The sequence below is a fragment of the Pseudomonas sp. 51_B genome (genome assembly GCF_017491595.1).
Classification (GTDB): Bacteria; Pseudomonadota; Gammaproteobacteria; order Pseudomonadales; family Pseudomonadaceae; genus Aquipseudomonas; species Aquipseudomonas promysalinigenes.
In genome coordinates, this window is record NZ_JAFGYW010000445.1 from 1 (window position 1) to 437 (window position 437).

Consider the following 437-nt stretch of genomic DNA (forward strand, 5'->3'; position numbering starts at 1 on the left):
GCTTTCTTCTAGAATGCCTGCCACTGACATAACGGAAGGGATTCTCGGATGATCAACGCCAGCCTGCTGCAAATGGTGATTAATGCGTCGAATGACGGAATCGTGGTCGCTGAAAAGGAAGGCGAGCAGGACAACATCCTGATTTACGTCAACCCCGCTTTTGAACGGCTGACCGGCTACAGCAGTGAGGAGATTCTTTATCAGGATTGTCGTTTCCTACAGTCTGGAGACCGCGACCAAGAGAGCCTGGAACTGATTCGCGATACATTGCGCGAGGGCGGTTCATGTCGTGAAATCCTGCGTAACTACCGCAAGGATGGCACCCCGTTCTGGAACGAACTGTCGCTTTCGACCGTTAAGAACGCCGATGACGGGCAGACTTATTTCATCGGCGTGCAGAAAGACGTGACGGTTCAGGTCAAGGCGCAGCAGCGGGT

The 437-nt window shown here is 53.3% G+C and carries 1 protein-coding gene; it reads left to right on the forward strand.

All coding sequences use genetic code 11. The features are described 5' to 3' along the window. Positions 1-48: 48 nt before the first annotated feature. Positions 49-437: PAS domain-containing protein (locus J5M56_RS25650; protein ID WP_207938142.1), on the forward strand; the 389-nt coding region annotated here is incomplete at its 3' end.